A 17,734-nucleotide genomic window follows, 5' to 3' on the forward strand; every position below is an offset into this window, starting at 1 on the left:
TTGCGCTTTTTTGGGATGCTTCAAAGAAAGTAAACCCGCATCAGTGTATGTTACGCGTTTTTAGCGTGTGCGGTTTTGAGTATGTACGAGTTTAATCTGGTGCTGCTGTTGCTTCAGCAGATGTGCGTGTTTCTGGTCATTGCCTGGCTGATGAGCAAAACTCGCCTGTTTATCCCGCTGATGCAGGTCACCGTACGTCTGCCTCATAAGCTGCTCTGCTACGTCACCTTCTCTATTTTCTGCATCATGGGGACTTATTTTGGTCTCCATATCGAAGACTCTATTGCCAATACGCGCGCGATTGGCGCGGTGATGGGCGGGCTGCTGGGCGGTCCCGTAGTCGGCGGCCTTGTCGGCTTAACCGGGGGGCTGCATCGCTATTCCATGGGCGGGATGACGGCGCTCAGCTGCATGATCTCGACGATCGTGGAAGGGCTGCTCGGCGGGCTGGTGCACAGCTATATGATCAAACGCGGCCGCCCTGATAAAGTCTTTAGCCCGCTTACCGCCGGTGCCATTACCTTTGTGGCCGAAATGGCGCAGATGGCGATCATACTGCTGATTGCCCGTCCGTTTGAGGATGCGCTGCACCTGGTCAGCAGTATTGCCGCTCCGATGATGGTGACCAACACCGTGGGGGCAGCGCTGTTTATGCGCATTCTGCTCGACAAGCGCGCCATGTTCGAAAAGTACACCTCGGCTTTTTCCGCCACGGCGCTGAAGGTCGCCGCCTCGACCGAAGGGATCCTGCGCCAGGGCTTTAACGAAGAGAACAGCATGAAGGTCGCGCAGGTGCTCTACAAGGAGCTGGATATCGGCGCGGTGGCCATAACCGACCGCGAGCGGCTGCTGGCCTTCACCGGCACCGGGGACGATCACCATCTGCCGGGTAAACCTATCTCCTCAGCCTATACGCTGCGCGCCATTGAAACCGGCGAGGTGGTGTATGCCGACGGTAACGAAGTGCCTTACCGCTGTTCGCTGCATCCGCAGTGCAAGCTGGGTTCCACGCTGGTGATTCCGCTGCGCGGGGAAAATCAGCGGGTGATGGGCACCATCAAGCTGTATGAGGCAAAAAACCGTCTGTTCAGCTCCATCAACCGCACGCTGGGAGAGGGGATCGCCCAGCTGCTGTCCGCGCAAATCCTTGCCGGGCAGTATGAGCGGCAGAAAGCCCTGCTGACGCAGTCCGAAATTAAGCTGCTGCATGCTCAGGTCAACCCGCATTTCCTGTTTAATGCCCTCAACACGCTCAAAGCGGTGATCCGCCGCGACAGCGATCAGGCCGCCCAGCTGGTGCAGTTTCTGTCGACCTTTTTCCGCAAGAACCTGAAACGGCCTTCAGAGATCGTGACCCTCGCCGATGAGATTGAGCACGTGAATGCCTATCTGCAGATCGAGCAGGCGCGTTTCCAGTCGCGCCTGCAGGTGTCGCTCTCCGTTCCGGACGAGCTGGCGTATCAGCATCTCCCGGCCTTTACCCTGCAGCCTATTGTGGAAAACGCCATCAAGCACGGTACATCACAGCTGCTGGGAACGGGGGAGATAACCATTGCCGCCAGCCGTTTCAACAACCATCTGGTGCTGGATATTGAAGATAATGCCGGGCTTTACCAGCCTTCCGCCTCCGGCGGTTTAGGTATGAGCCTGGTGGATAAACGCCTGCGCGCCCATTTTGGCGACGACTGCGGCATTACCGTCGCCTGTGAGCCAGACCGATTTACCCGTATTACCGTACGACTGCCGCTGGAGGAAAACGCATGTTAAGAGTGCTTATCGTGGATGACGAGCCGCTGGCACGGGAAAACCTGCGCGTTCTGCTGCAGGAGCAGCCGGATATTGAGATTGTGGGAGAGTGCGCGAACGCCATTGAGGCCATCGGCGCGGTGCACAAGCTGCGCCCGGACGTGCTGTTTCTCGATATTCAGATGCCCCGCATCAGCGGGCTGGAGATGGTCGGTATGCTTGACCCGGAGCATCGCCCGTACATCGTGTTTCTGACGGCGTTTGATGAATACGCCGTTAAGGCCTTTGAGGAGCACGCGTTTGACTATTTACTCAAGCCGATTGAAGAGAAGCGTCTGGAAAAAACGCTCACCCGTTTACGCCAGGAGCGCACCGTGCAGGACGTCACGCTGCTGCCGGAGAACCAGCAGCCGCTGAAGTTTATCCCCTGTACCGGACACAGCCGGATCTATCTGCTGCAGATGGATGATGTGGCGTTTGTCAGCAGCCGACTGAGCGGGGTGTTTGTCACCAGCGCGGAAGGGAACGAAGGGTTTACCGAGCTGACCCTGCGCACGCTGGAGAGCCGCACGCCGCTGCTCCGCTGCCACCGCCAGTATCTGGTGAACATGGCGCACCTGAAGGAGATCCGCCTGGAAGATAACGGCCAGGCCGAGCTGGTGCTGCGCGCGGGGCAAACGGTACCCGTCAGCCGTCGCTATCTGAAGAGTTTGAAAGAGGCGATTGGCCTGTAAAGCTGGTACACTGCGCGCCATTGCATCATCGACATTCGAAGGCTCTATGCTAAGTAACGATATTCTTCGTAGCCTGCGCTACACCCTGAAAGCGAACAATAACGACATGGTGCGCATTCTTGCACTGTCGGACATGGAATCCACGTCTGCGAGTTTTGACACGTGGATGACCAAAGAAGACGAAGAGGGCTTTGTCCGCTGCCCTGACATCATTCTGTCGGGTTTCCTTAATGGCCTGATCTACGATAAGCGTGGCAAGGATCCGGCCGCGCCGGAGCTGGCGCTGGAGCGTCGCGTGAACAACAACACGGTGCTGAAAAAGCTGCGTATCGCGTTCTCGCTGAAAACGGACGATATTGTGGCGATCATGACCGAGCAAAAATACCGCGTATCCGTGCCGGAAGTGACCGCCATGATGCGCGCGCCAGATCATAAAAACTACCGCGAGTGCGGCGATCAGTTTCTGCGTAATTTCCTGCGCGGGCTGACCCACCGGGTGCATCACCCGAAACCATAAAAAAAGCCGGAGATTATCTCCGGCTTTTTTGTTATTTCACCTGCTGGCCAGGCTTCGCGCCTTCGTCAGGGCTTAACAGGAAGATATCTTTCCCGCCAGGGCCAGCGGCCATCACCATCCCCTCGGAGATGCCGAAGCGCATTTTGCGCGGTGCCAGGTTCGCCACCATCACGGTCTGACGACCGATCAGGACCTGCGGGTCCGGGTAGGCTGAACGGATGCCGGAGAAGACGTTACGCTTATCGCCGCCCAGATCCAGAGTCAGGCGCAGCAGCTTGTCAGAGCCCTCCACGAACTCCGCGTTTTCGATCAGCGCCACGCGCAGGTCGACTTTGGCGAAATCGTCAAAGGTAATGGTTTCCTGAATCGGATCGTCCGCCAGCGGGCCGGTGATCGGTGCCGCAGCCGCTTTAACCTCTTCTTTAGAGGCTTCCACCAGGGCTTCAACCTGCTTCATCTCGATGCGGTTGTACAGCGCCTTAAAGGTGTTCACCTTGTGGCCGAGCAGCGGCTGCGCCATGGCATCCCAGGTCAGTTCGGTGTTCAGGAACGCTTCAGCGCGGGCTGCCAGCTGCGGCAGAACCGGCTTCAGGTACGTCATCAGCACGCGGAACAGGTTGATGCCCATGGAGCAGATGGCCTGCAGATCGGCATCGCGACCTTCCTGTTTCGCGACAACCCACGGTGCCTGTTCGTCCACATAGCGGTTTGCCAGGTCGGCCAGTGCCATGATTTCGCGCACGGCTTTGCCGAACTCACGGGTTTCCCACGCGTCGCCAATGGTGGCTGCCGCGTCGGTAAAGGTTTTGTACAGAGCAGGGTCAGCCAGTTCAGCCGCCATCACGCCGTCAAAACGCTTAGCGATAAAGCCCGCGTTACGGGAGGCGAGGTTCACCACCTTGTTGACGATGTCCGCGTTCACGCGCTGCACGAAATCTTCCAGGTTCAGGTCGATATCGTCGATGCGGGAAGAGAGCTTCGCGGTGTAGTAGTAGCGCAGGCTGTCCGCGTCGAAGTGGTTCAGCCAGGTGCTGGCCTTAATGAACGTCCCGCGGGACTTGGACATCTTCGCGCCGTTCACCGTTACGTAGCCGTGAACGAAAAGGTTGGTTGGCTTGCGGAAGTTGCTGCCTTCCAGCATCGCCGGCCAGAACAGGCTGTGGAAGTAAACGATGTCTTTACCGATAAAGTGATACAGCTCGGCCGTGGAATCTTTCTTCCAGTATTCGTCGAAGCTGACGGTGTCGCCACGCTTGTCGCACAGGTTCTTGAAGGAGCCCATATAGCCGATTGGCGCGTCCAGCCAGACGTAGAAATATTTGCCCGGCGCGTTCGGGATTTCAAAGCCGAAGTACGGCGCATCGCGGGAGATATCCCACTGCTGCAGGCCGGATTCGAACCACTCCTGCATTTTGTTCGCCACCTGTTCCTGCAGCGCGCCGCTGCGGGTCCACGCCTGCAGCATTTCGCTGAAGGACGGCAGGTCGAAGAAGAAGTGCTCGGAGTCACGCATCACAGGCGTGGCGCCGGAAACCACGGATTTCGGCTCGATAAGCTCGGTCGGGCTGTAGGTCGCGCCGCACACTTCGCAGTTATCGCCGTACTGGTCCGGGGATTTACATTTCGGACAGGTGCCTTTGACGAAACGGTCCGGCAGGAACATGCCTTTTTCCGGATCGTACAGCTGAGAGATGGTGCGGTTTTTGATAAAACCGTTCTCTTTCAGACGGGTGTAGATCAGCTCCGACAGCTCGCGGTTTTCGTCGCTGTGCGTGGAGTGATAGTTGTCATAGCTGATGTCAAAGCCAGCAAAATCAGTCTGATGCTCTTGACTCATTTCGGCAATCATCTGTTCCGGGGAGATCCCCAGCTGCTGCGCTTTCAGCATGATCGGCGTGCCGTGAGCATCGTCCGCACAGATGAAGTTAACCTCGTGGCCGCGCATTCGCTGGTAACGGACCCAGACATCAGCCTGGATATGCTCCAGCATGTGGCCGAGGTGGATTGAGCCGTTGGCGTACGGCAGTGCGCACGTTACCAGAATTTTCTTCGCGACTTGAGTCATAGTAGGCATTACTTCTTTTAACTGTGAAAAGGGTTTTTGATATTACCAAAAGGGGCATTATTAAGTAAGCACAAACCACGGCCTTTCAGGTAAACTTGTTCATCTAAGGTCTTATTCACAAGAACAAAGGAGTCGGGATGAGTTCTCAATCCCAGGCCAAATCACCGGAAGCCTTACGAGCAATGGTCGCCGGGACGCTGGCTAACTTTCAGCATCCAACCCTGAAGCACAATCTCACTACGCTGAAAGCGTTACACCACGTTGCCTGGCTGGACGATACCCTGCACATTGAGCTGCAGATGCCGTTCGTCTGGACCAGCGCCTTTGACGCGCTGAAAGAGCAGACCAGCTCTGAGCTGCTGCGCATTACCGGCGCGAAGGCGATTGACTGGAAGTTGAGCCACAGCATCGCCACGCTGAAGCGCGTGAAAAACCAGCCTGGCGTGAACGGCGTGAAAAATATCATTGCCGTCAGCTCGGGCAAGGGCGGGGTAGGGAAATCCTCTACCGCCGTTAACCTGGCGCTCGCGCTGGCAGCGGAAGGGGCAAAGGTCGGCATTCTGGATGCGGATATCTACGGTCCGTCTATTCCGAACATGCTGGGCGCGGAAAACCAGCGCCCCACCTCGCCGGACGGGACCCACATGGCGCCAATTATGGCGCACGGTCTGGCAACCAACTCCATCGGTTACCTGGTGACCGACGATAACGCCATGGTCTGGCGCGGCCCGATGGCCAGCAAAGCGCTGCTGCAGATGCTGCAGGAGACGATGTGGCCTGATCTGGATTATCTGGTGCTGGACATGCCGCCGGGCACCGGTGACATTCAGCTGACGCTGGCGCAGAACATTCCTGTCACGGGGGCGGTCGTCGTGACTACGCCGCAGGATATCGCGCTGATCGACGCCAAAAAAGGCATCGTGATGTTCGAGAAAGTGGAAGTGCCGGTGCTCGGTATCGTCGAGAACATGAGCATGCACATCTGCAGCAACTGCGGTCACCACGAACCTATCTTCGGTACGGGTGGCGCAGAAAAACTGGCTGCGAAGTACCATACTCAGCTGCTGGGGCAGATGCCGCTGCACATTACCCTGCGTGAAGATCTGGACAGCGGAAAGCCGACGGTGGTCAGCCGTCCGGACAGCGAGTTCGCGGAAATGTATCGCCAGCTGGCAGGACGCGTTGCGGCGCAGCTCTACTGGCAGGGCGAAATCATCCCGGGAGAAATCGCGTTCCGCGCGGTGTAATTCCTCTGCTCCTAATTGCCGGGTGGCGCTTCGCTTACCCGGCCTACAAACGGCACCATCACGTAGGTCGGATAAGGCGAAGCCGCCACCCGACTTTAACCCAACCGATAGTGCATCAAATAATACTCTCCGTCCGGAGAATCACCCGTCGCCTCGATGTGCCAGCCGTGTCGCTGGTAAAATGCAATAGCCCGCGCATTCTTCATCAGACACTTAAGCGAACCCGTACTGGTAAACGTCTTCTGAACGTGCTCAAGCAACTCATGCCCGACGCCCAGGCTCTGATACTGCGGATCGACAAACAGGTTGTGCAGGAAATTATCGTTCATCCAGACGGAGGCAAAACCCAGGCGATGACCGTTCTGAACAGCAACCCAAATCACTTCGTCACGGGTTGCCGCGTCAAAGTCTTCCAGCTGCCAGTCTGAACCGTCCAGCCATGGCCAGGCTTCACGCCGGGCGTGGAGGTAGAGCGTGCGCAGGAAAGGGCAGTCACTATCCTGCCAGGGGCGAATCAGAATTGCGTTAGCGGTGATAGAAAATATCTCCATTGTAGGCTTTGTAGATCTTGCCATCAGCATCGCCAATCAGCACGTAGTTCTCACCCATGTAGGTCCAGTGGGTTCCGGCATCCGGAGCCGGCAGGTTACGCAGCTGGTACTGTTTGATGGTGTACTCGGGCGTCTGATACTGCGCCGGTGCCGTGTCGCCAATCTTGAATTTCGTGAAGTCCGCGATGAACTCTTGTTCTTCATAGGCCTTGATGCCGGATGGCGCAGCGGCCGTTTGCGGGGCTGCGAAAGCGGATCCCGCCAGAGACAGTAATACACCCAGAAGCAGCAATTTACGCTTAGCCATTTTTTCTCCAGTGATATCGTGACAGATACTTTTCGTCTGCGGGTCGTGCAAAGCGGAGCAGACAGTCCATTTTAAGTATCAACGCAGGGGATGTTTGAAAAAAAATGTAACAAAAGTGGACGGTTTTGTGTAGTCGAATTGGATGGTGTTTATCATTTCAATGAATATTATCTGCGCTTTATATTTCTAATATTTATTCTTTCAACAATCAATTCTGAAAATGGTTTTTAACGTCAAAATTGGACTGTTGTATGAATGCTTTCCTGCCGAAGAAGATTTAATATTGCCTTCGGGCGAAACAATCTTACTTCTCTTTTTTTACAGGGATGAGTATCAATTTTGTTTTTTAGAGAGCAGTTTTGCCACGTTTTATAATGTCAGAATTTCATGTTTCATGAAAATAATACATTAAATTTCATTGGGTTAGATTTGATCTCTTTGCAAGATTGACGATAAACGCAACGTTAAAAATAAATGTTTATACAAATGAAAAGTACAACTGCTTTTTCGCTGTTATTTCTCACCGTTAGTCAGTTAACGGGGTGTGTATTTTCCCCCGGCCAGAACTTAAGTGTGTCTGGCAAAAAAGTCATTGCGGCGGAAGACATTAATTATAATCTTGATAAGCGCGTGGAAATTTTCCCATTAACGCCAGGATTGATTGAAAAGCTGCGTCCGACCGTATCGAAATCTCAGGCAAATCCTAATCTGGATGAGCAGATCAAAAACTGGGAATACCGTATTGGCACAGGCGACATACTGACGGTTACCGTCTGGGATCACCCTGAATTAACGACGCCCGCGGGACAATATCGTAGCGCAAGCGATGCAGGCAACTGGGTCAACGCCGATGGTACGCTCTTTTATCCCTACGTCGGTAAGCTGCGAGTGGCGGGAAAAACGGTTTCACAGGTACGTGAAGAGATTACAGCGCGACTGGATAAAGTCATTGAGAGCCCGCAGGTGGACGTCAGCATTGCCGCCTTCCGTTCCCAAAAAGCCTATGTCACCGGAGAGGTCGAAAAATCGGGCCAACAGCCCATAACCAATATTCCGCTGACGGTGATGGATGCGGTTAACGCCGCTGGCGGTCTTTCTGCGGATGCCGACTGGCGTAACGTCGTGCTCACGCATGATGGCAAAGACGCCCGCCTTTCGCTCTATGCGCTGATGCAGCATGGCGATTTGACCCAAAATAAGCTGCTTTATCCGGGCGATATCCTGTTTATTCCCCGGAACGACGCGCTGAAAGTGTTCGTGATGGGCGAAGTGGTCAAGCAGAGCACGCTTAAGATGGATCGTAGCGGCATGACGCTGGCCGAAGCCCTGGGAAATGCCGGTGGACTTAACCAAAATATGGCCGATGCAACCGGCATTTTTGTTATTCGGCAGGTATCTAAAAAAGGCGACACGAACAAAATTGCCAATATCTATCAACTGAATGCTGAAGATGCGTCAGCCATGGTGCTGGGTACGGAATTCCAGCTGGAGCCGTATGACATCGTTTACGTCACTACGGCACCGTTATCACGCTGGAACCGCGTGATCACCCAACTGGTGCCTACCATCAGCGGCGTCCATGACCTGACCGAAACCGTTCGTTACATCAGATCGTGGCCGCAGTAATGTTTCAGTCAATCTTAGTGATCTGCACCGCCAATATTTGCCGTTCACCGATGGGTGAGCGGTTGTTGCGCCAGCAATTACCCGGTAAGCACGTGACCTCAGCAGGTATTTTTGGACTTGAAGGACGCCCGGCTGATGCGGCTGCGCAGGTTGTCGCCCGGCGTCATGGCGTTTCGCTGGAAGGACATGTTGCCCGAAAGGTGACGCGCAGCCTGCTGCAAAAATCCGATTTGATTCTGGTAATGGAGCCGGAACATCTCCGTTTCATTGCCACAATGGCCCCGGAGAACCGGGGAAAATCGCTGCTCTTTGGACAATGGCTGGAAAGCAGGGACATTCCTGACCCGTATCGCAAAAGTCGCGAAGTCTATGAATATGTTTTCGAGCAATTGGGGAAAGCCAGTCAGGAATGGGCTCGTCGTTTGAGTCAACAAGGAATGAAGCCGTAATGTCGTCTTCTAAATCAGACAAATATAGTGCTGCGACACCGCAGAATAATGAAATCGATCTTCTTCAGTTGCTTGCTGATATGTTTGATAACCGGCTGACGATCGCGTGCGTCACGCTCCTGTTCACGGTATGCGCGGGTATCTACGCGTTCAGCGCCACGCCAGTTTATCAGGCTGATGCCCTGGTACAGGTAGAGGCGAAGCAGAATAACTCGCTGCTCAAGAACCTGACCCCGTTCGGGTCTGAACTCTCGCCAGAGGTCGCGCCGGAACTTTTACTCCTTAAATCACGGATGATTCTGGGAGAGACCGTTGATCAATTAGGGTTGACGTACAACGCCAGGCGACGCGTGTTTCCTGTCATCGGGCCGTTGTGGGAACACGTGCGGGGACGTAAATCCGATGAAATAACGATTGGCGCGCTGACTATTCCCCTTCTGGAAGGTAAGCCACAAAAGCTTTTACTCACCGTAGAGGAAAAAGGGCGGTATCGTCTTGAGGGAAAAACGTTTGAGGCAAACGGCATAGTGGGGAAAACGCTGGTTAAAGACGGAATATCGCTTCTGGTGACATCCCTCAGCGCAGAACCAGGCACCCGTTTTAACCTCGAAACCGTCACAAGGCTTGACGCGATCAACGCCATTCAGGACAGGCTTACGGTTGTTGAGTCGGCGAAACAGAGCGGTATGATCGCATTAACGTTTATGGGTGAAGACCCCGACAGAATCGCTACGGTACTAAATACCATTGCCGAAAATTTTCTCAGCCAGAATATTGCGCGCCAGGAAGCGAAAGATTCCCGCAGCCTAACGTTCTTACAGGATCAATTACCTAAGATCAGCCGGGAGCTGGATGAAGCTGAAGCGCGTCTGAATGCCTACAGAGAGCAACGCGATTCTGTCGATTTATCTCTGGAAGCAAAGTCAGTCCTTGATCAGGTTGTTAACGTGGAAAACCAGCTTAACGAGCTGACGTTCCGCGAAGCAGAGGTTTCACAACTTTTCAAAAAGGACCATCCCACCTACCGTGCCTTGCGGGAGAAAAAGCAAACGCTTGAACGCGAGCGTGCGCGCCTGAATAATCGCGTCTCAACTATGCCTTCCACGCAGCAGGAAATCTTACGGCTGAGTCGTGACGTTGAATCCGGGCGTACCATATACCTGCAGCTGCTGACGCGTCAGCAAGAGCTGAGTATTTCGCGTTCCAGCGCTATCGGGAACGTGCGGATTATTGACCCGGCCGTAGCGCAGCCAGATCCGATTAAACCGCACAAAGCGCTCATAATCGTACTGGGCATGCTGATGGGGTTGATGCTCTCTGCCGGCATGGTTTTAGTGCGCTCAGCCTTTAATCGGGGCATTACCTCGTCTGAACAACTGGAAGTGCAGGGGATACCGCTTCTGGCGACGCTCCCGCGCTCGGTGTGGCTCTGGAAAAAAACGCACCTGCGCAGGAGAACCCTGTTTGCGTCCCACTGGAAGCACAGGACGTCGAACGTTCCATTTCTGCCCGTTGACCGTCCGGCAGATATGTTTGTTGAGGCAGTGCGCGGGCTGCGCACCAGTCTGCATTTTACCATGATGGATGCCGCAAACCGGGTCGTCGTGGTGTCTGGCCCCACGCAGGACTGCGGAAAGACGCTGGTCAGCACTTCACTGGCATCGATTGCCGCTCAGGCCGGACAGCGAGTGCTGTTTATTGATGCGGATATGCGTAAGGGGTATGTCCACAATGTTTTCAAAATGAGCAATCATCGGGGATTATCCTGCGTGCTCGCAGGAGCTGTCGAATGGCAGGAGGCGGTTCAGCACGTTGAGAAAGGCGGTTTTGATGTATTGACATGCGGACCCCAACCTTCGCATCCCGTTGAGCTGCTCATGAGCGAACGCTTCCAGGCCGTGATGTCGCAGATAGACAAAGTATATGACATCGTGATTGTCGACACTCCGCCAGTACTTGCCGTAACGGATGCCTTGCTGATAGCCAGAGCGGCGGCGACCACGCTGCTGGTCGCCCGCTTTGGTAAAACCAGCGTCAAGGAGATCGAGAACTGCCTGAAGCGTCTTCAGCAAATGGGCGTGCAGGTGAATGGCGCGATCCTCAATGATATCGTGAAATCTGCCGTGCTCTACTACAACTCGGGATATAGCCATTACGACTACGGCTATACCCAGGAGTAAACCTGGCGCGACACTTCTTTACAGCGTGATGGCGTTTTGCCCGTTAAGATGACCTTCATTGAAACATGAGGTCACAATGGATAACCGCAAAATCAGTCGACTGCGCCGCTGGGCGCGGGAAGGGATCATACTCGTTCTGCTGACGCTGGCCGTAGTGTGGGGTGTTGATCGGTATCGAAAACCGACACTCCCCGCCAGTTTTAGTGCAACACCGATGCAGAGCATTGACGGCAAGATGCATGATATCTCGGCGCTCAGCCAGGAACGCCCGCTGCTGATTTACGTGTGGGCCACCTGGTGCAGCATATGCCGTTACACGACGCCTTCCGTTAATCAGCTGGCAGAAGAGGGCGTGAACGTGATTAGTATTGCCATGCGTTCCGGTGATAACGCAAAGCTTGCGCGCTGGGTTGAAAAGAAACAGCTGAAAATGCCGGTGATCAACGATGAAAACGGTGCGTTGTCGCAGCAGTGGCAGGTGAGCGTAACGCCGACGCTGGTCATTGTGTCGAAGGGGAATGTGGTCAGCACCACGACGGGCTGGACGAGTTACTGGGGTTTAAAATTAAGGATGTGGTGGGCAGGCGTATAAAGATAACCCCCTCTCCCTGCGGAAGAGGGGGTTGTATTACTTAGCCAGAACTTCCTGCGCGGTGCGCTCAACCAGAGAGAGCAGGATTTTAATATCTTCCAGCGTCACGGTTGGGTTCAGCAGCGTCAGCTTCAGGCAGGTGACGCCGTTATGCTCGGTCACACCGACGTTCGCACGGCCGGATTCCAGCAGCGCATCACCAATTTTCTGGTTCAGCAGGGCGATCCCTGCGTCATCCATCTGCACCTGTCCGCGGAAGCGGAACAGAACGCTTGCCAGCTGTGGCTGCATAACCAGTTCCAGCGCAGGCTGCGCTTTCACGTAGGCCGCAACCTGCTGTGCCAGGGTCACGCCGTGATCGATGATCGCCGCGTATTGCTCCTGACCCAGCGCTTCCAGGCTCATCCACAGCTTCAGCGCGTCAAAACGACGGGTGGTCTGCAGAGATTTGGACACCAGGTTAGGCACGCCGGCTTCTTCGTCGAACTCAGAGTTCAGGTAGGCCGCCTGATAGCGCATCAGCTCATAGTGACGCGCTTCTTTCAGCAGGAACGCGCCGCAGCTGATGGTCTGGAAGAACTGCTTGTGGAAGTCCAGGGTAACGGAATCCACCAGCTCGATGCCGTCCAGGTAGTGACGATACTGCTCAGACATCAGCAGCGCGCCGCCCCAGGCCGCATCAACGTGTACCCAGATGTTCTGTTTCGCCGCCAGCTCTGCAATCGCACGCAGTGGGTCGATGGCACCGGCATCGGTGGTACCTGCCGTCGCGACGATCGCCAGAATCTGCTCACCGTTTGCATTGCACTGCTCAATTTTCGCCGCCAGATCGGTCAGATCCATGCGGGAGAATTCGTCCGTTTTCACCTGCACCACGGACTGGTAACCCAGACCCATCAGCGCCATGTTTTTCTGCACGGAGAAGTGTGCGTTTTCGGAGCACAGCACGCGAATTTTGCGCAGATCGCCCACCAGACCGTCCTGCTGAACGGAGTGACCCTGACGCGCAAAGAACGCATCGCGCGCTAGCATCAGGCCCATCAGGTTGCTCTGGGTGCCGCCGCTGGTGAAGACACCCGCGTCGCCAGCCTGATAACCCACGCGGGTACGCAGCCACTCGATCAGTTTGATCTCAATGATGGTTGCGGACGGGCTTTGATCCCAGGAGTCCATACTCTGGTTAGTGGCGTTGATCAGCACTTCCGCCGCCTGGCTTACCACCAGGCTTGGGCAGTGCAGGTGCGCCACACACTGCGGGTGATGAACGGACAAGCTGTCTTTCAGGAAGAACTCCACGGCGCGTTCAATCGCCGCTTCGTTGCCCAGCCCTTTAGGGTTGAAATCCAGCTTAATACGGTCGCGCAGTTCCGCGACCGTTTTGCCCTGGTACATCTCAGGCTGTTTAAGCCACTGCATCACAGCCTGAGTGCTTTGTTCGATCGCCTGCTGATAAGCTTCAATGCTCTGCGCAGAGGAGAACAAAATTGGGTTTGAATCAGACATCGTAATCAATAACTCCGGTTACGCCGGGCGAACGCCCGCAGCAAGCAGTGCCTGCTCAAATTTATCCAGGAAGATTTTCAGCTCTTCGTCGCTGATCAGCAGAGACGGCAGCAGACGCAGAACGATACCGTTACGGCCACCGCGCTCCAGAATCAGACCGGCTTCGAAGCACTTCTTCTGAATCAGTGCAGACAGTTCGCCGTCGCCCGGGAAGCAGCCCATGTGGTCAGCGGCTTCATGTGGTTTAACGATCTCAATACCGATCATCATGCCCAGACCGCGCACGTGGCCGATCACCGGATAGCGTTTCGCCATCTCTTTCAGCTGGCCTTTCAGCCATTCGCCCTGAGCGGCAACTTTGCCCGCGATATTCTGGTCTTTCAGGATTTTCAGCGTGGTCAGACCGGTTGCCATCGCCAGCTGGTTGCCGCGGAAGGTACCGGTGTGGTGGCCTGGCGCCCATGCGTCGAACTGCTTCTTGATACCGAGCACGGCCAGCGGCAGACCGCCACCTACGGCTTTAGACATCACGATGATGTCTGGCTCAATGCCTGCGTGTTCAAAGGCGAAGAATTTACCGGTACGGGCAAAGCCAGCCTGAACTTCGTCGAGGATCAGCAGAATGCCGTGTTCCTGAGTCACTTTACGGATGCGCTGCAGCCACTCAGCCGGAGCCGGGTTCACGCCGCCTTCGCCCTGAACGGCTTCCAGAATCACCGCAGCAGGTTTACGCACGCCGCTTTCAACGTCGTTAATCAGGTTGTCGAAATAGTAGGTCAGCGCTTTCACGCCCGCTTCACCACCGATACCCAGCGGGCAACGGTACTCGTGCGGGTAAGGCATGAACTGTACTTCTGGCATCATACCGTCAACCGCTTCTTTCGGAGACAGGTTGCCGGTCACGGACAGTGCGCCGTGGGTCATACCGTGGTAACCACCAGAGAAGCTGATGATACCGCTACGACCGGTCACTTTTTTCGCCAGCTTCAGCGCCGCTTCAACGGCGTCAGCACCGGATGGACCGGTGAACTGCAGGCAGTACTCTTTGCCCTGACCAGGCAGCAGAGAGAGTAGGTATTCAGAAAACGCGTCTTTCAGAGGCGTAGTCAGATCCAGTGTATGTAACGGCAAGCCGCTGGTAATGACATTTTGGATGCTTTTCAGCACATCAGGATGGTTATGGCCAAGCGCAAGGGTCCCCGCGCCTGCTAAACAGTCAAGGTATTCTTTATTATCTGCATCGGTGATCCACACGCCTTCTGCTTTAGTGATGGCTAAAGGCAGTTTGCGCGGATAACTCCTGACGTTAGATTCAAACTCGGCCTGACGGGCCAGATAGGTTTCGTTGCTTTTGTGGGCATCTACGGTGTCAATACGGACTTTATCCGTCATCATATCACTCCTACAACCGCCGCTTCGTTATGAGCCACGATTGAATAAAAAGTTAAAAAACAGATGGGGCCTGAAAAAAACGCCGCCAATATAGAGCCTTTTGCCACGGCGCTCAATGGTTAATTTGTTTACTGTTTTGTGACACGGGGCTGTAACGAGGAAATATCCCCATTTTTAAAATGAAAATTGCATTTTATGCCAAATAAAATCAGCGCGTTAGAGGCCCTTTACCCGGTGTGTAAAGTCACAGAAAAGAGTGTGACAAATCGTGCCATCGAACGGCATAAAAGGGGGGAGTTCTGCCTGTTTCTGCGTCATGGACAAAAAGCGGTGCTCATGATGCATGCGCAATGGAATTACGCAGTAAAAAAGGACTTTCTACACGCGTGGTGTTCTGATGCCCTTCACCGTTAATAATATGCAAGGCGCTCAGACGACCAATTTCATAGTGTGGCAGTTGAACCGTAGTGAGAGGAGGCAGGAACAACTCCCCAATACCCACCATATTGTCATAGCCGATAACGGCGACATCTTCTGGTATGCGAAGCCCTTGCGCCAGCAGCGTCTGGTAGACCATAAATGCGATACGGTCGTTGCCGCAGATAACGGAGTCGAACCCGGGAATGCCATTCTGCACGTGCGCCAGCAGCACTGACGGGATATCACGATAGTGCTCGTCCCCTAACGTCATATAGCTGTGCGCCAGGCTGTCCGGATCGAGCCCCGCTTCTCGGCATGCACGTTCCAGCCCCTGTCGGCGCCGGGTTGTGGCCAGATGTCCCTCAGGCAAATGCAGGCAGAGAGGGCGTCGATAACCCTCCGTGAGTAACGCCCGCACGGCGGTATATTGGCCCTGTTCATCATCGGGAATATAGCTGGCGACCTTTTCGCCGTCACTTTCGCAGTTGGCCAGCACGCAGGGAAGGGTGAGTAATTTAGCCGGGAGAGGGACACGACGTAACCCCATGGTGGTGTAGATAATCCCGTCAGGCCGATGAGAGAGGAGAAGGTCGACGATGGCGTCCGGGTTGTCATCGGTAAACATATTCATCACGAAGCTATTCCAGCCGTGCATTCTGGCCGTCTCTTCAATAGACAGCGCGATCTCCACCGAGAAAGGTGTCGTCACCGTATCGAGCGCCAGTACGCCTATGGTTTTCGGCGAGGCATGCGCGCCGCGGATTTTCTTGGCGGACAGATCCGGCACATAGCTGGTCTGCTCGATAGCCAGCTGAACGCGTGCCAGCGTTTCCGGTTTAAGGCGCTCCGGGGTGTTCAGCGCGCGGGAGACCGTCATCAGCGATACGTTAGCCAGCTTTGCGACGTCCTTCAGGGAAGCCATCTTGTTACTCCGTTAGTGCTCTGTGTGAGAGGGTATACAACTAAGTCGCTGATGTAAAAGGAAGGCTGCTGCACAGGCCAGGCCATTCTTACCTGAGTGATGAAAATTTGATCGCGATCTCACTCTCTTGATGTTAACGTTAACTTTCGTGATTAACATCTTAATTTTTTACCAAATAGCATGAGAAAACTCAAATGTTAACGTTACCATCCTGTCATTACTCCAACATGAGAATGTCATGATGAAAATGCATCACTCTCACAGCTACCCTTTATTAAGCGCATTACTGTTTTTCTTTTTTGTCACGTGGTCCTCTTCCGGCTCGTTGCTTTCTATCTGGCTACACCAGGAGGTGGGGTTAAAGGCAGGGGATACGGGAGTCATCTATGCCGTACTGTCTGTCTCCGCGCTGTGCGCGCAAATCTGCTACGGCTTCATTCAGGATAAACTCGGCCTGCGAAAAAACCTGCTCTGGTTTCTGACCAGCCTGCTCATTCTTTCCGGTCCGGCCTTCCTGCTGTTTGGTTATCTGCTGCACATTAACGTATTACTCGGCAGTATTTTCGGCGGGATTTATATCGGGCTAACGTTTAACGGCGGGATTGGAGTACTGGAATCCTATACCGAGCGCGTGGCCCGCCAGAGTCAGTTTGAGTTTGGTAAGGCAAGGATGTGGGGATCGCTTGGTTGGGCGGTGGCAACCTTTTTTGCGGGGCTCCTGTTTAACATTAATCCAAAGCTGAACTTCGCTGTCGCGAGCTGCGCAGGGCTGGTGTTTTTTGTGTTGCTGGCGCGTCTCAGGGTCTCTTCCGCCCCGCACGCCATGCAGGAGGCGGTATCCGGCGGTAAGGTCACGCTGGAGGATGCATTGCGCCTGCTGACGCTGCCGCGCTTCTGGGCGCTGGTGTTTTTCGTTATCGGCACCTGTATTTATGGCGTTTATGACCAGCAGTTCCCGGTCTATTTCTCCTCCCAGTTCCCGACGTTACAGGAAGGGAACGCCATGTACGGCTATCTCAACTCATTCCAGGTTTTCCTGGAGGCGGCGGGTATGTTTTGCGCCCCGTGGCTGGTGAATCGTCTCGGTGCGAAAAACGGCCTGATTTTCGCCGGAATGGTGATGGCGATGCGTATGGTGGCATCGGGTCTGGTTGAGGGACCGGTACTGATCTCCATTACCAAGCTATTGCACGCGGTTGAGCTGCCCGTTTTGCTGGTCTCCATCTTTAAATACAACAGCCTGCATTTTGACAAGCGGCTCTCTTCCACCCTCTATCTGGTGGGCTTTGCCTGTACAAGCTCGGTGATTGCCTCGGTGCTGTCGCCGCTGGCAGGTTACAGCTATGAGAAATACGGCTTTGCTCAGTCCTATCTCATCATGGGGCTACTGGTATTCAGCACCACGTTTATCTCCATCTTCCTGTTGCGCTCGGGTAAGTCCTCTTCTGACCCGCTCATGCCGCAACCTTCCACCATCTGATCG

General features: G+C 54.7%; 15 protein-coding genes. 9 read left to right on the forward strand and 6 right to left on the reverse strand.

From position 1 onward, the window contains the following. Window positions 1-81: 81 nt before the first annotated feature. From ACOTZB_RS13475 to ACOTZB_RS13485, 3 genes are read left to right on the forward strand one after another with little or no spacing between them, the layout of a single operon-like run. Window positions 82-1,767: a LytS/YhcK type 5TM receptor domain-containing protein gene (locus ACOTZB_RS13475; RefSeq protein WP_421627391.1), complete on the forward strand. Its 1,686-nt coding sequence runs from the start codon at window positions 82-84 to the stop codon at window positions 1,765-1,767. Further along, the gene (gene btsR, locus ACOTZB_RS13480; RefSeq protein ID WP_047652497.1) at window positions 1,761-2,480 is read left to right on the forward strand and encodes a two-component system response regulator BtsR; all 720 of its coding nucleotides are present in this window, start codon (window positions 1,761-1,763) and stop codon (window positions 2,478-2,480) included. Before ACOTZB_RS13475 ends, btsR begins: the two co-directional genes overlap by 7 nt. A 46-nt stretch (window positions 2,481-2,526) precedes the next feature. Next, complete coding sequence (locus ACOTZB_RS13485) at window positions 2,527-2,997, forward strand: DUF1456 family protein (protein ID WP_193806190.1); 471 nt, start codon at window positions 2,527-2,529, stop codon at window positions 2,995-2,997. A gap of 31 nt (window positions 2,998-3,028) precedes the next feature. Here ACOTZB_RS13485 and metG read toward each other — a convergent pair whose 3' ends face one another. Next, window positions 3,029-5,062 (reverse strand): methionine--tRNA ligase, encoded by a 2,034-nt coding sequence (gene metG / locus ACOTZB_RS13490; RefSeq protein WP_193806197.1) that lies wholly within the window; start codon window positions 5,060-5,062, stop codon window positions 3,029-3,031. Between the two features lie 137 nt (window positions 5,063-5,199). Here metG and apbC point away from each other — a divergent pair, with 137 nt between their 5' ends. Beyond that, complete coding sequence (gene apbC / locus ACOTZB_RS13495) at window positions 5,200-6,309, forward strand: iron-sulfur cluster carrier protein ApbC (protein ID WP_029740176.1); 1,110 nt, start codon at window positions 5,200-5,202, stop codon at window positions 6,307-6,309. Window positions 6,310-6,404: 95 nt separating this feature from the next. Here the strand turns inward: apbC and ACOTZB_RS13500 are convergent, their stop codons facing one another. Together ACOTZB_RS13500 and ACOTZB_RS13505 are read right to left on the reverse strand one after the other, a co-directional pair. Then, window positions 6,405-6,860, reverse strand: a complete 456-nt coding sequence (locus ACOTZB_RS13500; protein WP_421627395.1) for a GNAT family N-acetyltransferase — start codon at window positions 6,858-6,860, stop codon at window positions 6,405-6,407. Beyond that, window positions 6,835-7,167, reverse strand: a complete 333-nt coding sequence (locus ACOTZB_RS13505) for an RcnB family protein (RefSeq protein WP_023336316.1) — start codon at window positions 7,165-7,167, stop codon at window positions 6,835-6,837. Before ACOTZB_RS13505 ends, ACOTZB_RS13500 begins: the two co-directional genes overlap by 26 nt. 486 nt (window positions 7,168-7,653) lie before the next feature. On the opposite strand from ACOTZB_RS13505, the gene ACOTZB_RS13510 reads away from it, so the two are divergent. The 4 genes from ACOTZB_RS13510 (at window position 7,654) to ACOTZB_RS13525 (ending at window position 12,014) form a co-directional block, all read left to right on the forward strand. Beyond that, a complete protein-coding gene (locus ACOTZB_RS13510) occupies window positions 7,654-8,793 on the forward strand; it encodes a polysaccharide export protein (RefSeq protein ID WP_193806201.1) in 1,140 nt (379 codons plus the stop codon). Continuing rightward, window positions 8,793-9,242: a protein tyrosine phosphatase gene (locus ACOTZB_RS13515; protein ID WP_322626687.1), complete on the forward strand. Its 450-nt coding sequence runs from the start codon at window positions 8,793-8,795 to the stop codon at window positions 9,240-9,242. Before ACOTZB_RS13510 ends, ACOTZB_RS13515 begins: the two co-directional genes overlap by 1 nt. Next, the gene (locus ACOTZB_RS13520; RefSeq protein WP_421627398.1) at window positions 9,242-11,422 is read left to right on the forward strand and encodes a polysaccharide biosynthesis tyrosine autokinase; all 2,181 of its coding nucleotides are present in this window, start codon (window positions 9,242-9,244) and stop codon (window positions 11,420-11,422) included. The genes ACOTZB_RS13515 and ACOTZB_RS13520 overlap by 1 nt, the downstream gene beginning before the upstream one ends. Window positions 11,423-11,498: 76 nt before the next feature. Continuing rightward, window positions 11,499-12,014: a protein disulfide oxidoreductase gene (locus ACOTZB_RS13525; RefSeq protein ID WP_421627400.1), complete on the forward strand. Its 516-nt coding sequence runs from the start codon at window positions 11,499-11,501 to the stop codon at window positions 12,012-12,014. Between the two features lie 36 nt (window positions 12,015-12,050). Here the strand turns inward: ACOTZB_RS13525 and ACOTZB_RS13530 are convergent, their stop codons facing one another. From ACOTZB_RS13530 to ACOTZB_RS13540, 3 genes are all read right to left on the reverse strand, one after another. Beyond that, a complete protein-coding gene (locus tag ACOTZB_RS13530) occupies window positions 12,051-13,517 on the reverse strand; it encodes a pyridoxal phosphate-dependent decarboxylase family protein (protein ID WP_126330746.1) in 1,467 nt (488 codons plus the stop codon). 18 nt (window positions 13,518-13,535) lie between these two features. Further along, a complete protein-coding gene (locus ACOTZB_RS13535; protein WP_014884533.1) occupies window positions 13,536-14,912 on the reverse strand; it encodes a diaminobutyrate--2-oxoglutarate transaminase in 1,377 nt (458 codons plus the stop codon). Window positions 14,913-15,243: 331 nt separating this feature from the next. Further along, window positions 15,244-16,251 carry a LacI family DNA-binding transcriptional regulator gene (locus ACOTZB_RS13540; RefSeq protein WP_421627403.1) on the reverse strand — a complete coding sequence of 336 codons (1,008 nt, stop codon included), beginning with the start codon at window positions 16,249-16,251 and terminating at the stop codon, window positions 15,244-15,246. Window positions 16,252-16,489: 238 nt separating this feature from the next. Here ACOTZB_RS13540 and ACOTZB_RS13545 point away from each other — a divergent pair, with 238 nt between their 5' ends. Beyond that, complete coding sequence (locus ACOTZB_RS13545) at window positions 16,490-17,731, forward strand: MFS transporter (protein ID WP_421627405.1); 1,242 nt, start codon at window positions 16,490-16,492, stop codon at window positions 17,729-17,731. Window positions 17,732-17,734: the final 3 nt, after the last annotated feature.

Source organism: Enterobacter cloacae complex sp. SHL020, assembly GCF_049236945.1.
Classification (GTDB): Bacteria; Pseudomonadota; Gammaproteobacteria; order Enterobacterales; family Enterobacteriaceae; genus Enterobacter; species Enterobacter dykesii.

Bases quoted from the DNA above. Each gene is read 5' to 3' on its own strand.
- ACOTZB_RS13475 (WP_421627391.1), top strand. From the start codon at position 82: ATGTACGAGTTTAATCTGGTGCTGCTGTTGCTTCAGCAGATGTGCGTG.
- btsR (WP_047652497.1), top strand. From the start codon at position 1,761: ATGTTAAGAGTGCTTATCGTGGATGACGAGCCGCTGGCACGGGAAAAC.
- ACOTZB_RS13485 (WP_193806190.1), top strand. From the start codon at position 2,527: ATGCTAAGTAACGATATTCTTCGTAGCCTGCGCTACACCCTGAAAGCG.
- metG (WP_193806197.1), bottom strand. From the start codon at position 5,062: ATGACTCAAGTCGCGAAGAAAATTCTGGTAACGTGCGCACTGCCGTAC.
- apbC (WP_029740176.1), top strand. From the start codon at position 5,200: ATGAGTTCTCAATCCCAGGCCAAATCACCGGAAGCCTTACGAGCAATG.
- ACOTZB_RS13500 (WP_421627395.1), bottom strand. From the start codon at position 6,860: ATGGAGATATTTTCTATCACCGCTAACGCAATTCTGATTCGCCCCTGG.
- ACOTZB_RS13505 (WP_023336316.1), bottom strand. From the start codon at position 7,167: ATGGCTAAGCGTAAATTGCTGCTTCTGGGTGTATTACTGTCTCTGGCG.
- ACOTZB_RS13510 (WP_193806201.1), top strand. From the start codon at position 7,654: ATGAAAAGTACAACTGCTTTTTCGCTGTTATTTCTCACCGTTAGTCAG.
- ACOTZB_RS13515 (WP_322626687.1), top strand. From the start codon at position 8,793: ATGTTTCAGTCAATCTTAGTGATCTGCACCGCCAATATTTGCCGTTCA.
- ACOTZB_RS13520 (WP_421627398.1), top strand. From the start codon at position 9,242: ATGTCGTCTTCTAAATCAGACAAATATAGTGCTGCGACACCGCAGAAT.
- ACOTZB_RS13525 (WP_421627400.1), top strand. From the start codon at position 11,499: ATGGATAACCGCAAAATCAGTCGACTGCGCCGCTGGGCGCGGGAAGGG.
- ACOTZB_RS13530 (WP_126330746.1), bottom strand. From the start codon at position 13,517: ATGTCTGATTCAAACCCAATTTTGTTCTCCTCTGCGCAGAGCATTGAA.
- ACOTZB_RS13535 (WP_014884533.1), bottom strand. From the start codon at position 14,912: ATGATGACGGATAAAGTCCGTATTGACACCGTAGATGCCCACAAAAGC.
- ACOTZB_RS13540 (WP_421627403.1), bottom strand. From the start codon at position 16,251: ATGGCTTCCCTGAAGGACGTCGCAAAGCTGGCTAACGTATCGCTGATG.
- ACOTZB_RS13545 (WP_421627405.1), top strand. From the start codon at position 16,490: ATGATGAAAATGCATCACTCTCACAGCTACCCTTTATTAAGCGCATTA.